At 58.3% G+C, this 13,154-nt stretch carries 13 protein-coding genes; 4 read left to right on the top strand and 9 right to left on the bottom strand.

What is annotated here, in order from left to right:
- Positions 1-244: 244 nt before the first annotated feature.
- Genes AC2FHX_RS09525 through AC2FHX_RS09515 form a run of 3 tightly spaced genes read right to left on the bottom strand, consistent with a single transcriptional unit; the run spans position 245 to position 2,600 of the window.
- On the bottom strand, positions 245-1,156 hold the full coding sequence (locus AC2FHX_RS09525; RefSeq protein WP_496691998.1) for an NAD(P)-dependent oxidoreductase: 912 nt from the start codon (positions 1,154-1,156) through the stop codon (positions 245-247).
- Between the two features lie 17 nt (positions 1,157-1,173).
- The gene (locus AC2FHX_RS09520) at positions 1,174-1,722 is read right to left on the bottom strand and encodes an isochorismatase family protein (RefSeq protein ID WP_496691999.1); all 549 of its coding nucleotides are present in this window, start codon (positions 1,720-1,722) and stop codon (positions 1,174-1,176) included.
- Complete coding sequence (locus AC2FHX_RS09515) at positions 1,719-2,600, bottom strand: HalD/BesD family halogenase (RefSeq protein WP_496692000.1); 882 nt, start codon at positions 2,598-2,600, stop codon at positions 1,719-1,721. The genes AC2FHX_RS09520 and AC2FHX_RS09515 overlap by 4 nt, the downstream gene beginning before the upstream one ends.
- 119 nt (positions 2,601-2,719) lie before the next feature.
- On the opposite strand from AC2FHX_RS09515, the gene AC2FHX_RS09510 reads away from it, so the two are divergent.
- Positions 2,720-3,589 (top strand): LysR family transcriptional regulator, encoded by an 870-nt coding sequence (locus tag AC2FHX_RS09510; RefSeq protein WP_496692001.1) that lies wholly within the window; start codon positions 2,720-2,722, stop codon positions 3,587-3,589.
- A 709-nt stretch (positions 3,590-4,298) separates the two neighbouring features.
- On the top strand, positions 4,299-4,931 hold the full coding sequence (locus tag AC2FHX_RS09505) for a tyrosine-type recombinase/integrase (RefSeq protein WP_496701396.1): 633 nt from the start codon (positions 4,299-4,301) through the stop codon (positions 4,929-4,931).
- 116 nt (positions 4,932-5,047) lie between these two features.
- On the opposite strand, the gene urtE is transcribed toward AC2FHX_RS09505, so the two are convergent.
- The 6 genes from urtE to AC2FHX_RS09475 all read right to left on the bottom strand — a co-directional run bounded on the left by urtE (position 5,048) and on the right by AC2FHX_RS09475 (position 11,739).
- Entirely contained in the window at positions 5,048-5,755 is a 708-nt protein-coding gene (gene urtE, locus AC2FHX_RS09500; protein WP_142639074.1) for an urea ABC transporter ATP-binding subunit UrtE, read from the bottom strand.
- Positions 5,745-6,485: an urea ABC transporter ATP-binding protein UrtD gene (gene urtD, locus AC2FHX_RS09495; protein ID WP_496701394.1), complete on the bottom strand. Its 741-nt coding sequence runs from the start codon at positions 6,483-6,485 to the stop codon at positions 5,745-5,747. The genes urtE and urtD overlap by 11 nt, the downstream gene beginning before the upstream one ends.
- A complete protein-coding gene (gene urtC, locus AC2FHX_RS09490; RefSeq protein WP_496701392.1) occupies positions 6,482-7,741 on the bottom strand; it encodes an urea ABC transporter permease subunit UrtC in 1,260 nt (419 codons plus the stop codon). The genes urtD and urtC overlap by 4 nt, the downstream gene beginning before the upstream one ends.
- Before the next feature lie 2 nt (positions 7,742-7,743).
- Positions 7,744-9,708 carry an urea ABC transporter permease subunit UrtB gene (gene urtB, locus AC2FHX_RS09485; protein WP_496701390.1) on the bottom strand — a complete coding sequence of 655 codons (1,965 nt, stop codon included), beginning with the start codon at positions 9,706-9,708 and terminating at the stop codon, positions 7,744-7,746.
- Positions 9,709-9,785: 77 nt separating this feature from the next.
- The gene (gene urtA / locus AC2FHX_RS09480) at positions 9,786-11,060 is read right to left on the bottom strand and encodes an urea ABC transporter substrate-binding protein (RefSeq protein WP_496701388.1); all 1,275 of its coding nucleotides are present in this window, start codon (positions 11,058-11,060) and stop codon (positions 9,786-9,788) included.
- Between the two features lie 301 nt (positions 11,061-11,361).
- The gene (locus AC2FHX_RS09475; protein WP_496701386.1) at positions 11,362-11,739 is read right to left on the bottom strand and encodes a hypothetical protein; all 378 of its coding nucleotides are present in this window, start codon (positions 11,737-11,739) and stop codon (positions 11,362-11,364) included.
- A gap of 281 nt (positions 11,740-12,020) precedes the next feature.
- Here AC2FHX_RS09475 and AC2FHX_RS09470 point away from each other — a divergent pair, with 281 nt between their 5' ends.
- The gene (locus tag AC2FHX_RS09470; protein WP_496701384.1) at positions 12,021-12,848 is read left to right on the top strand and encodes an urease accessory protein UreD; all 828 of its coding nucleotides are present in this window, start codon (positions 12,021-12,023) and stop codon (positions 12,846-12,848) included.
- 3 nt (positions 12,849-12,851) lie between these two features.
- Positions 12,852-13,154 carry an urease subunit gamma gene (locus tag AC2FHX_RS09465; protein ID WP_496701382.1) on the top strand — a complete coding sequence of 101 codons (303 nt, stop codon included), beginning with the start codon at positions 12,852-12,854 and terminating at the stop codon, positions 13,152-13,154.

Raw genomic sequence — 13,154 nt, 5'->3', positions numbered from 1 at the left:
AGATGACTGGTTTGAGCCCCCACCAGTCGTTGCTATTTTTTTCTGCGTGCGCTCGCAGCTAGGATTTTTCGGCACCCGCGCAACTTCTCATGTTGCGGTGCGGCGGCCATTCTGGCCGTTCGCGCACCGCGCAGCATTCTTTAAGGTGGGAATTTACAGGTCGCGGACAATGCCGACTTTTGCTGAAACGGTGCCAAAGTCAGCAACTGACTTCGGTTGGGGCATACCAAAGTGGCCTGGATCGCTATTTCTCCCAATGGGGCACCCAGTCACCATCCGTACGCAGTGACACACCGGCGGCATCTTCTTCCAGCTTGATTACGTGCAGTTCGCCCTTGTCGCCGCCGTAGGTTTTTCGCGCTTTTTCAAATTGCGCGCAGACCAGACGTGTCGCGGGGGCCGGTGTTCCTGCGTCATCGCAGGCCTCGACAATGAGCCCCAAGTCTTTTTGGCACAGGTCTAGCGTGAAAGATGGATCGTAGTGCCCTGCAAAGACCGACGGCGCATCATGGTGCATACACCAGCTATCGCTGGCCCCAATTTTCAGAGCTTCCCATGCTCGGGGCAATTCAACGCCGGATTTTACGGCCATGACCAATGCCTCTCCCATCGCGGTGGCGTGGATCGCCCAAAGTTGGTTGCTGGCAAGTTTGGTGATTGACCCGTTGCCGCTTTGGCCCATGTAGTGCATCGGCCCCATCAGCTCCATCACGGGGCGGATACGCTCGATCGTGTCCTCGTCGCCGCCGGCAAATTGCGGCATATTGCCTGCACGTGCGCCATCAACCGCGCCTGATACCGGGGCGTCGACCGGCTGGACGCCCTTGGCTGCCAATGCGCTTCCAAGTGCTCGTGCCAGGGTCGGTTGGTTGGTTGTCATATCAACCCAAACCTGCCCCGCCCCCATCGCCGACAGTAGACCGTTTTGACCCCGAACCACCTGTTCGATCTGCTTGGGACCAAACACCATAGTAAAGACGATATCGGCATCTTTGGCGGCCATGGCGGGCGTATCAGCCCACGTCGCCCCAAGCGCCAGATGCCGTTCGGCGCGCTTAGCGTCCAGATCACAAACGGCCAGCTGATGCCCGCCCTTGATCAGGTTCAGGGCCGCCGCCCCACCCATCGTGCCAAGCCCGATAAAACCAATGCGCATATGTGCGTCTCCTGAAATCAAGCGGCGAGGATTTCGTCGGTCGATTGGACCGCACCAAATTCGCCGTGAAGGTTTGCAAGGGTCACCGAGTGGATTTGCGCGGCGGTATGTGCAACCCCGTCTGGACCGGTTGCGTCATAGGCCCAGACCGCATCAGAGGCATAGATCATATCAAACCCAAGGCTGCTGGCCGAGCGTGCGGCGGATTCAGCACAATGATTGGCGGTCGCACCGCAGATGACGACCCGTTCAATGCCCGCGCCCTGCAAATCAGCTAAAAGCGTGGTGCCACCAAATGCACTAGAGGCGTGTTTGACGATCACTTGTTCGCCGTTCTGAGGTGCGGCAAACGGTTGAACGGCAGAACCCGGTGCATCTGGGTGAAACGGATCATCCGCATCTGTGCCGTGGTGGTGGATGTGGATGATCTTGTCACCAGATGCGCGGAATTGCGACAGCAAACGTCCAATATTGTCAGACGCTTCAGGGCAAGACCGCGCGGCCCCAGCAGCATCGTCATGGGCGAGCGCCATTTGCACATCAATAACGAGGAGAGCGGTTTTCATTGTGATATTCCTTTAGCCTGCGCCAGTGCGGCCCTACGATCCTCAAGGATTTTTTCAACGCGTGTGCCATAGATGCGTACGTTGATGTCGTCGCTGATGACACGACCTTTTTGTTCATCATAGGTCATAATTGCCGTCATTCTGGGATGCGCGCCGAACACTTCGGTCACACCGTGCAAGGAATATCCGCCACGGAACAGTGTAAACGTCCCGGCCCCACGATCGAATTTATGCGCATGGGACATATCCCCCGCCAATAACCGGTCCACGGCGTCACGGTCTTCGGCCTCATCTGTGCGCGAATTTGGCAAGAATGCAAAATCGCCACCGCTTTCAGCTGCTTTCAAAAGCAACGTCACGGTACATTCGGTTGTATCATAATGCCATGCATGCCAACTGCCGGGGTAAAGTGCGACAACATTCAGTGCCTGAAACTCATCTGCACAACGATGCAACACGGTCTTTTTCTGCACACGGCGAACGAAGTCCGTCAGGACATCCGACTTATATAACTGCTGGATCAACGTATCTGCCGGTATCTGGTCATCGGCAAGCTGAGTAGCCACATGGGTGTATTCGCGACGTCGCGGATCATCTTCTGGCAAGGACGGATCAATCGCACCTTGATAGATGTTGCGTTTGATTGTCAGCACCTCGGCACCGGGCAAAAGGCTGCTGGATTCGTCCTCAAGGGCGGCCAATGCGTCCGCGCGAATGAAGCCATCCAGATTGCACCAGCCGTACGCCTCCATGTGGTCCTGACAGTCCTTCAGGAACGCCGCACCCGCGCCCTTATCCAGATCAGCAATTGGATAACGCGCAAGATCGACGAGGTTCAGGGCCATGTCAGCATGGGTTCCAAAATCGGTCTTTGACATCGCACTCTCCTTTGGAAATCGGGCAGACGCGGGCCCGTTACCCATTGATAGACGAGCAGTTGGCAGAAGATAAACGAAACGAATTGCCCTCAAGCACATAAATATCTTATGCCACACGGGTGAAACAGAATCTCAATCTGAATTGGCTGCGCACGTTTGAGGCCGCGGCCCGCCACCAGAGCTTTACCGCCGCAAGCCATGAATTGGGCCTGACGCAAACCGCCGTCAGCCAACATATCAAGGCGCTGGAGACCAAGCTGGGGCAAAACCTGTTCATCCGCCGCGCCAAAAGCCTGCAGCTTACGGATATCGGGCAAGCCTATCTGATTTCGGTGCGTGAGGCGCTTGAACACATCGCGTTTTCGACCAGCGGGCTTTTTGGGCCGGAGCTAGAAACGACCATCGTTGTGCGCGCCTCTGCGGCGATGATCATCTGGCTGACGCCGAAGCTGTCCACCTTTCAAGATGAACACCCGCAAATCGTGATCAAGCTTGAAACGTCGCTGTGGCAAAATGTGCTGGAAAAACACCCCGTCGATGTCGAGATTTTGCTCGCCGCGCAGACCCACGCAAACCCACGCATGGTCAAGCTGTCGGACGAGAGAATCCTGCCCGTCTGCGGGGTGCAGACATCAACGAAAGTCCAAAGGCCCGCGGATCTGATGCAACTTGATGCCATTCACGTTCTGGGCTTTGACGACCATTGGGCGCGTTATTTATCCGCCAACGGCCTGCCAATTGACAGGATTTCTCCCCGCATCATTGTTGACACCTCGGTCGCGGCCTGTGAATTGGCCGCCGCGGAGAACGGCTGCGCGATTATGTTCGAACGGTTCGCACAACAGGCCATCGCCGCAGGGCGCGCCATCAATATTGTCGGTGACCCCATCGCGAATGGTCAGTCACATTATGTCATCCAACGAAATACGGGCCTCCCCGAAAAACAGGCGTCAGCGGCATTTTGTGAATGGTTGGCCGCTTGCTTTTGACGTTCGCCTCGGAGCCAAAGGGGCTTTTCTGCGAACGGTTGGAAACATCTCTTTAAACCCCATGAGCAAGCCGTTCGTCGACTTTGCAGCCTTGGCCGAACTGGGCTCTTCACGGCCATGCGGTGCCAAAGAAACCCGGGGTCCCTTCGCGGTCTGATAGCGTCCCTTCGCGTAGACAACGCATTTCCGTCCGAACCACCTGTATAAATTCGTGATTCTCAGGCCGCAAAAGTGAGCATGCGTCGTTCGCTGTCTGGCAGCGGGAATTCCGGCAACGGGTAGCGAACCATCGCTCAGAGCCCAACCTGTACCTTGGATTTTTTCGCTGCGTGCGCTCGCAACACGGAAAATTCTGGGCACGCACAAATTCTTGTGTCACGGCGCAGCGCTGAATTCGGCCATTCAAATATTGCATAGCAAGAATGTGCGCCCGGATTCACAGGATGTAGACTAAAGCAGTGATCCGTGAAAATCCGTGCAAGCGTCGGCCCACCGGACCGGTGCTTCCACGGTGGGGCTGACGCGCCTTGATTCCGTTCTGGGGTGCATCACAACCTATGTCCGCCAACGAACTCAAAGCGGTTCAATGCCTGCACCGAGAACTCAAGTAGAGTGGGCTTCGGACAGCAGGCATCCGATTCGATTGTACAAGTGCCTCGTTGGCGCGGTGCCGATGATTGGGTGCGGAGGGCGGATTGGAGGGCACATTATGCCTAGAGCTCAACTTCCCGCAGTCACCCCAAAGCGCAGAGCATGGAACAAGGGGCGGATCATCGGCCAGAAACGCCCCTTGTTTCCCAAGCAGGTCTGGGCGATCTGTGCTCGGCTCGAACTCGCCGGAAATCTGCGCGATCTTGCGCTGTTCAACGTCGCCATTGATAGCAAGCTGCGTGGATGCGATTTGGTTAGGCTTGCCGTGACCGATCTGGTCAAAGATGATCGTGCTCGAGAACGGGTTTCAGTGGTCCAGAGCAAAACCAAGAAACCAGTACAATTCGAACTGACGGAAAACACACGGGATCCGGTTCATGCTTGGGTCAAGTCGCCAAAGATGATGGGCTGTAGCTTCATGTTTCCGAGCCGTTTCCTCGAGCGACCCCATATCTCAACGCGTCAGTTTGGTCGGCTTGTCCGGGATTGGGTGACAGCGATTGGATTGGAACCGAGCGGTTACGGAACCCATTCACTCCGCCGAACCAAAGCAGCGGAGATTTACCGTAAGACAGGGAATCTCCGTGCAGTGCAGCTTTTGCTGGGTCACACTAAGATTGACAGTACAGTGCGTTACCTTGGCGTTGAGTTGGAAGATGCTCTCACTATTGCGGAGCAGATTGAAATCTGACCCGCGTCGGTGAATGGCACTTGCCGTTCGCCGGTTTGGAACAGACTTACGGCCTTGAAGCGGCGAAACCGGTTATGAAGGGAAGAATAGTATACAGATCACCCTGCCATTGCGTACTACAAAGAAGTGCTTGCGGTCAGCTTTTCGAGTGATAGTTCCGGCTTTCGCGCGCTCAGTTTGACGGCACCGCGCTCCATCACGACGAAGGCATCCCCAAGATCATAGGCGAAGGACAGATACTGTTCGACTAGGACGATAGCGATGTTTCCGCGTTCCTTCAGGATGCGGATGGTGCCGCCGATCTGCTGGATGACGTTCGGCTGGATACCTTCGGTCGGTTCATCCAGAAGAAGCACTTTCGGGTTCGACACCAGCGCGCGCGCGATCGCCAGTTGCTGTTGCTGGCCGCCTGAAAGGTCACCGCCCCGCCGTTGCAGGAACTTCTTCAGAATGGGGAACAGATCAAAAATCTCGTCCTTCACCTTGCGTTCGCCACTTGGCAGGCAGGCAAATCCCGTCTCAAGGTTTTCCTGCACCGTCAAAAACGGAAAGATCTCGCGCCCCTGGGGCACATAGGCAACGCCCTTCCGCGCAAGGTCAAAGGCCTTCAGCTTTCCGATGCTTTGGCCGTCCAGATCATAGTCGCCCCCCGACCGGGGATGGGTGCCCGCCAGCGCCTTTAACAGCGACGTCTTGCCTACGCCATTGGTGCCCATCAAGCAGGTGACCTCGCCCTGGGCCGCGTCGAAATCCACGCCGTTCAGAATTTGGCTGCCGCCATAGTGCAGCGTCAGATCGCGGATGCTGAGGAAACTATCGGCCAAGGTACACCTCGATGACTTGCTGGTTCTTGGTGACGTGATCGATCGAGCCTTCGGCCAGAACCGAGCCTTCGTGCAGCACGGTCACTTTGCAATCCAAACGCCGCACGAAATCCATGTCGTGTTCCACTACGGCGACAGCGCGGGTCTTCGCCGCGTCCCGCAAAATTTGCGTGGTCTTCTGACGTTCTGCGGTCGTCATGCCTGCCGCAGGTTCGTCCACCAGCAACAGCTTCGGTTCCTGTGCCAAGAGCATCCCGATCTCCAACCATTGCTTTTGCCCGTGGGACAGCTCGCCAGATTTCCGTGACAGAACCGCGTCCAGCCCAATGACGTCCGCCAGTTCTTCGACCCGGGCAAAGTCCGGTGTTTCGGGTTTGAACAGCAGCACGGCCAACGGCGACCGCGACTTTTTCAGCGCCATCATCAGGTTGTCTTGAACTGTCTGATCCTCAAACACCGTGGGTCGCTGGAACTTGCGCCCGACCCCTTCCATGGCGATCTTGCTTTCCGATTTGCCCAGCAAGGACACGGGCGGTTCGCCCCAAAGCACATGGCCCTCGTCAGGCCGGGTTTTACCGGTCACCACATCCATGAAGGTGGTCTTGCCCGCGCCGTTCGGGCCGATGACCGCCCGCAATTCGGCCCTGTCAATGCTGAACGACAGGTTGTTCAGCGCCTTGAACCCGTCAAAGCTGACCGACACGCCCGAGACTTCAAGAAGCGCGCTCATGCATCTGCCTCCTTTTCTCTCAAAGAACCGTGGCCCGGCCCCAGGTCGCGCCCATGCCGATTGGGGTTGCGACGCGCTGCCAAGGCGTCGAACAGCCCTCCAATGCCTTTCGGTGCGAAAAGCGTAACCGCCACGAAGGACAGCCCCAACAGGACGGTCCACCAATCGACCCATTGAATGCGATACCCGGCGATGTTCAGGTCAGGGGCTTGCCCGCCGGTAAACCAGGTCGACAAGAGCGAGACGAAAGCCGCGCCGATCACGGCTCCGTACAATCGCCCACGCCCGCCGATGGCCACCCAGACCGCCAGATAGATCGAGGCAATCGGCGCCAGTTCCGCCGGGTTGATGATGCCCGCCTGTGGGTAGTAGATTGCGCCTGCAATGCCAGCGAGCACGGCCGATACGGTGAAGACAAACAGCTTGAACGCCTCGACTGGATAGCCAAGGAAGCGCACCCGCGCTTCGTCGTCCCGAATGCCCCTGAGGACCGAGCCGAACTTGCCCGATACCATCCAAGTCGCCAGCACGTATCCGAGTCCCAGGGCCAGGGCCGAGGCCCAAAGGAACCAGACCGAAACGATGGCCTGACTAGTGCTCTCCAACCCCGGCAGGTTCTGCAGGCCTGACAGACCGTTGTTGCCGCGCAATCCGCTGTCGTTTTGGAACAGGTACAGTGACAGCGCCAGCGTCATCGCCTGAGTCAGGATCGACAAGTACACACCTGTCACCCGGCTGCGGAAGGCCAGCCAGCCAAAGACCAGCGCCAGAAGCCCCGGCGCCAGTATGACGGCGGCCAGTTGCAGCGGCAGAGAATGGGCAAAGGCCCAGATCGGCGGAAATTCCGAGGCTCCGACGACACCGAAGATCTGGCCAGCGATCCCGCTGGAGACCTCTTCGGGCGTTGGCGGCAGCCCTCCGGCGGCGAGGCTTTCGACGACGATCAGACGCGTCCGCTCGTACATCAGCCACATGCCTATCGCGTAACCGCCCATTCCGAAGAAGGCCATGTGCCCAAGGGACAGGATACCGCAATAGCCCCAGACCAGATCCATCGCCAGCGCGACGAGGCAGAGGCACAGGGTCTTGCCCAGGGTCTTGACGAAACTGGTCGAGATGACGCCGATACCGAACCCTTCGGACAGGATCGTCACGCCCAGGGTGAACAGCCCCAGACAGGCCAGAAAGATAAGCACCGACGGATAACGCACCACGAAAGGTGTGCGACGCACAGGGCCTGCTGTCAGTTCCGCCATGCTCATGCCTCCGCCGCCCGGCCTTTAAGCGCGATGATCCCGCGCGGCCGGAATTGGATGAAGAGGATGATGAAGAGGATCATATAGGTCTGTGCGGCCAGTGTGTTCGAGGGGTTCAGCCATTCGATCCCTTTTTGCAGCGAGCCAACCATGGTTGCGCCCAGAAGCGTGCCCCAGATGTTGCCAACGCCGCCCACGACCACGGTCATGAAGCTTTGCACGATATAGTCCGCGCCCATCTCGCTGGTCACTTTGGCGTAAAGCCCAATCGCCACACCCGCAATCCCGGCAATACCCGAGCCGAAGCCGAAGGTCAGCATGTTGATCCTGTCGGGGTTGATCCCCATCGAGGCCGCCATGCGGGGGTTCTGCGTCACCGCCCGCACTTCCAGCCCCAATCGAGTGCGGTTCATGACGAAAAGGAATAGCGCCATGAACAAAAGCGCCAAAACGAAAATCGCGATCCGGATATAGCTGATCGACACGATGTCATTGAACACCAGCGATCCGTCCAGCCAGCCGGGCGAGGTGAGGGGCCGCGCTTGCGTGCCGAAGATGTTCTTGGCGATCTGTTGCAGGGCAATGGAAATCCCGAAAGTCGCCAGAAGCGTCTCCAGCGGGCGATGGTAGAGGTGGCGGATCACTAGCCGTTCCATCGTGACCCCTGCGCCGAAGGTGACGGCAAAGGCCAGCGGCAAGGCGACGATAATGGAAATCGTGTAATCCGGGATGATCTGCTGGACGACGTAGCCGGTGTAGGCGCCCATCATGATGAACTCGCCATGGGCCATGTTGATCACGCGCATCACGCCAAAGGTGATAGCAAGACCGATGGCGGCAAGAAAGTAGATCGAAGCGAGCGACAGGGCGTCAAGGCCAAGGTCAAATGCCTGGTTGAATGCCACCTTGTTTTCGATGCCCGTCAGCACCGCCGCCGCGGCAACGGCCACTGAAGGCGAGCCGCTGTAGCGTTCGTAGAACGTGAAGCCTGCCAGGGTTTCATCCACCTCGGCTTCGGTGGCCACAGGGTCTACCACGCCCTGTTCGGCCAAAGCTTCATAAGCAAGGTCGCGTGCGTCTTCGCTGTTCAGGGTCGCCACCTGAACCCCCGCGACCGATCCCTCCGAGATGTTGGCCAAAAGCGCGTTCCGCTTGTCGTACCGGCTGATCCGGGGTTTCGCCAGATCGGCGGCAACCAGAAGGTCATAGGCGGACTCGCGCGGCAGGTCGTCGCTGCCGACGGTCAGGATGCGGGCGATGTCATCGCCCTCGGGTGCTTGTGCCGAAGCCTCGACCTCCACGGCCAAAAGCGGGTTCAATGCGGCCCGGACATCGACACCAAGATCGCCGTCAAACCGCTGGATGGCAGCAATCCTCTCCTCGTTGGTCGCGCCGAAGCGGATTGTCAAAAGTCCCTGAAGGCGTTCCATGCGACTTTGTACAGACTGGTCCGTTTCGTCGGGCAGAACTTTGGTCAGGGCCGCAAGATGGGACATCTCCGAGTCACGCTCGATCGCATTCAGGGCCTGCATCTTTTCGGCAAAGGACCCTGATAGTTGGAATTGCACCAGGGCCGCGCCGATCATGCCGCGAATGCCGCTGTTGGGTTTCAACTGTTTGAAGTCACGGGCAACGAAAGTGCCAAGTTCCGCGCCATCGGCAAAGTCGAAGGCCGCCAATTCCTTGCCCGAGGCTTCGCCATAGACGAAAAGCCCGGTGTCCTTGTCGCGCCACATCTCTTTGTTTTGCCAGCGTTCCAGCACGACCTGGGCCTCGGCCAGACCACTGGCGGCAAGCGCGTCGATGGCAGGACCGATGGTCTTGCGCGAGGATTTGGCGATGATTTCGCCATGTTCTTGCAAGAGTTGCTGGATCGGCGCCTCGGCGTTCTGCGCCGAAAGTGGCAAGGCAAGAGCGCATAGAAGCACCGACATGAAACCGATGTTGAACCGACGTATAATCGACATGGATAGTTCAGCCCCCGTAAGGCGTTCTGGGGGCGACATGCGCCGCACCCGTAGGGTGGGTTTTCAACCCACCATGCTTAGTAGTTCGACTTGATCTGAACGCAGGACGACGTTTCGGTGTTGTACATCCCGCAATCGAGTTCCGCCCAATCGGATTTCAGCACCGCCGATTCCGGCAGGAAATCCGTCCAGGCATCGCCCGGCACTTCCTCCGTCTGGCTGATGATGTCGAACTGACCATCCTCGGTGATCTCGCCGATCAGAACCGGCTTGGCCAAGTGGTGGTTCGGCAGCATGACAGCGGTGCCACCAGTCAGGTTCGGGAATTCCTGCCCGTACAAGGCGGTGCGCACGGCATCGACGTCGGTGGTACCTGCTTCGGTCGCCGCATTCACCCACATGTTGAAGCCGATGTAATGCGCCTCCATCGGGTCATTCGTCACACGCTCGTCGCCCATGCGGGCTTTCCAGGCCTCGACCCATTCGGCGTTGGCATCGGTATCTGCTGACTGGAAGTAATTCCAGGCTGCGAGGTGACCAACAAGGTTGGTGGTGTCGAGACCCGACAATTCTTCCTCGCCGACCGAGAAGGCCACAACGGGAATGTCGTCGGCGCTGATGCCAGCAGCCGCGAGTTCCTTGTAGAAGCCCACGTTTGCGTCGCCGTTGATCGTTGAAATCACGCCGACTTTCTTGCCATCCGCACCAAGAGCCACGACGTCCGAGACGATCTTGGACCAGTCAGAATGACCAAAGGGCGTGTAGTTGACGAAGATGTCGTTCTCGGCGATGCCCTTCTGCTGAAGATAGCTTTCCAGAATGTTGTTCGTCGTCCGGGGGTAAACATAGTCGGTGCCCAGAAGCGCGAATTTCTCAACGCCAAGTTCTTCCAGAAAGTAATCCGTCGCCGGGATTGCCTGCTGGTTGGGGGCGGCGCCGGTGTAGAAGACGTTTTTTGAGGATTCCTCGCCTTCATATTGAACCGGATAGAACAGAAGTCCGTTCAACTCTTCGATCACAGGTAGAACCGATTTCCGCGACACGGATGTCCAGTTGCCGAAAATCACGTCAACCTCGTGTACCGAAATCAGCTCGCGCGCTTTTTCGGCAAAGAGCGGCCAGTCCGACGCCGGGTCGACCACGACGGCCTCCAACTCGCAGCCCAGAACGCCGCCTTTGGCGTTTTGCTGTTCGATCAGCATTTCCATCGTGTCTTTTAGTGTTGTTTCCGAAATCGCCATGGTTCCGGACAGGGAGTGCAGCACTCCCACCTTGATCGGGCAGTCTTGCGCCATGGCCGGCAGCATCGAAGCGGCCAGGACGGCAGCAGAACTAAGAAGTGTCTTTTTCATCGCAGTTTTCCTTCAGGCACTGCGCGGGGAAGCGTTGCTTTCAAGGGTGTGATCCCCCATATGCCCCCCACGCAATCTAATTGCGGAGTGCGGTGGTGTTTTGGAATTGCAAGGCCAGCACCATCGCACGTTCAACGGGATTTGTGTGATCCCGGAAGAAGTCGTTCCATGGAAATTGCTGCGACTGCGAGATCGGCGGGGGTTGAAAAACGGCCCCTGGCGTCAATCCGTCAAAAATTGCGCAGACTTTCGCGGGTTCGCCATTTTATTGTGCGAAAGAAACGCCAAATCTTTGGGCGTTTCAGCTTTCAAGCAAGAATCCTGTGCAATAGTCGATCTCGGCCCGGGCACGCCGCACCGCCCATTTGGAGCGATCCGCATCGCGTGAGAAGCTGGCGGCGGTCAGCAATTGCGCATGCGCCATCTTGGCGTCGATACGCAGGTGAAGCGCATGACGTCGTTGATCGTCGGGCACCGTCGCGTTCAGAAGGTCGATGAACTGCGCCCGGCGATGCGCGATCTGATCCGTGCGGTCATCATTCATAAGCCAGGCATGTTCCAACTCGGCCGAGAACCGTCCTGCACATGCCGCGAATGAAGACATCAGGGGATCATCTGCCGCCGGACTTTGCTTCGGCAGGATAAGAAGCAGGACCAGAAAGGTTTTCAAACTGCTCATGATCCGATCATGAACGACCTAAAAGTCAGCAATCAAGCTTTCTGCCGCCTTATGGCTAACGCACACTTAACAGACGAAGTCCCTGTCACCCGTTCGACACGTCATTCAGGCATTTCCGTGTCGGCATCTCATCATTGCTGAACTTCTGGGCGAGTGGGGTCACTTTCGCACAGCAAATAGGCAGAACTCCGGGATTGGTCTTTTTCCCGGCGCGCAGCGGTGGATCACACCCCAATGTGCATGGTGAACCATGCGGGTCGAGTACCGGGGGCGACAGACGCATGGGTCAACCACATCTGGCATCACGAGAGGCGAACACCGCCCCGAGATCCATCGGTGCCATGACCTTGTCGACCAAATGCCGTGACGGACGCACAGGCATTGACCGCTTCAGAACCTCGGGCGCGAGTAAGGTGGCCTTTCCGCGTCGCAACGATGCCGTCGAAGCCATTGTGCTGAACACCTCGGGCGGTTTGACAGGCGGCGACCGGTTTGAGGCTTCGGCCAGCGCCGGGCCGGACAGCCGCCTGATCCTGACAACCCAAGCCGCAGAACGTGCCTATCGCAGCACATCTGGCGCTGCGTGTATCAGCACGCGCCTGTCTGTCGCCAAGGGCGCGGTACTGCATTGGTTGCCGCAAGAGTTGATCATGTTTGACGGTGGTTGTCTCAACCGTCGCCTTGACGTGGACGTCACCGACGGAGCCGAGGCCGTGCTGGTCGAACCCGTCGTCTTCGGTCGCCGCGCCATGGGCGAAACCCGTATCTCGGGCAGTTTTCGCGACCGGATCACCCTGCGCCACGATGGTCGCCCGATCTATTGGGACCGCATCAACCTGACCGGATCAATCAGCGCCAGTCTTGACCGTCCGGCCATCGCAGGCGGCATGACCGCCCTTGCCAGCGCCCTTTACTTCGGCCCGCGTGCCGAGGCGCATTTGCCTATTGTCCGACAACTTTTGCCAAAGACCGGCGGCGCAAGCCTTGTCGCGCCCGATCTTTTGACCATCCGACTTCTTGCCGCCGATTCCTATCTGTTGCGCCAATGGCTGGTGCCGGTGCTGGAGCGCCTGACCGAAACCACCCTGCCGAAATCCTGGAGCCTCTGACCCATGCAACTCAGCCCCCGCGAAAAAGACAAACTGCTGATCGCCATGGCTGCCGAAGTGGCCCGCAAGCGCCTTGCCCGTGGCGTCAAGCTGAACCACCCCGAGGCCATCGCGCTGATCACCGACACGGTCGTCGAAGGCGCTCGCGATGGCCGCTCGGTCGCCGACATGATGGAGGTAGGCGCCGAGGTCATCACCCGCGACGACTGCATGGAAGGCATCCCCGAGATGATCCACGAAGTGCAGGTCGAAGCCACCTTTCCGGACGGCACCAAGCTGGTCACCGTCCACAATCCCATCCGATAG

Source organism: Ruegeria sp. CDSC042 (genome assembly GCF_059610745.1).
This window is presented reverse-complemented; position numbering and strand designations above follow the sequence as displayed.

Coding starts and splice junctions, on each gene's coding strand:
- AC2FHX_RS09525 (WP_496691998.1), bottom strand. CDS start 1,156: ATGCGCATTGGTTTTATCGGGCTTGGCACGATGGGTGGGGCGGCGGCC.
- AC2FHX_RS09520 (WP_496691999.1), bottom strand. CDS start 1,722: ATGAAAACCGCTCTCCTCGTTATTGATGTGCAAATGGCGCTCGCCCAT.
- AC2FHX_RS09515 (WP_496692000.1), bottom strand. CDS start 2,600: ATGTCAAAGACCGATTTTGGAACCCATGCTGACATGGCCCTGAACCTC.
- AC2FHX_RS09505 (WP_496701396.1), top strand. CDS start 4,299: ATGCCTAGAGCTCAACTTCCCGCAGTCACCCCAAAGCGCAGAGCATGG.
- urtD (WP_496701394.1), bottom strand. CDS start 6,485: ATGAGCGCGCTTCTTGAAGTCTCGGGCGTGTCGGTCAGCTTTGACGGG.
- urtC (WP_496701392.1), bottom strand. CDS start 7,741: ATGGCGGAACTGACAGCAGGCCCTGTGCGTCGCACACCTTTCGTGGTG.
- urtB (WP_496701390.1), bottom strand. CDS start 9,708: ATGTCGATTATACGTCGGTTCAACATCGGTTTCATGTCGGTGCTTCTA.
- urtA (WP_496701388.1), bottom strand. CDS start 11,060: ATGAAAAAGACACTTCTTAGTTCTGCTGCCGTCCTGGCCGCTTCGATG.
- AC2FHX_RS09475 (WP_496701386.1), bottom strand. CDS start 11,739: ATGAGCAGTTTGAAAACCTTTCTGGTCCTGCTTCTTATCCTGCCGAAG.
- AC2FHX_RS09470 (WP_496701384.1), top strand. CDS start 12,021: ATGGGTCAACCACATCTGGCATCACGAGAGGCGAACACCGCCCCGAGA.
- AC2FHX_RS09465 (WP_496701382.1), top strand. CDS start 12,852: ATGCAACTCAGCCCCCGCGAAAAAGACAAACTGCTGATCGCCATGGCT.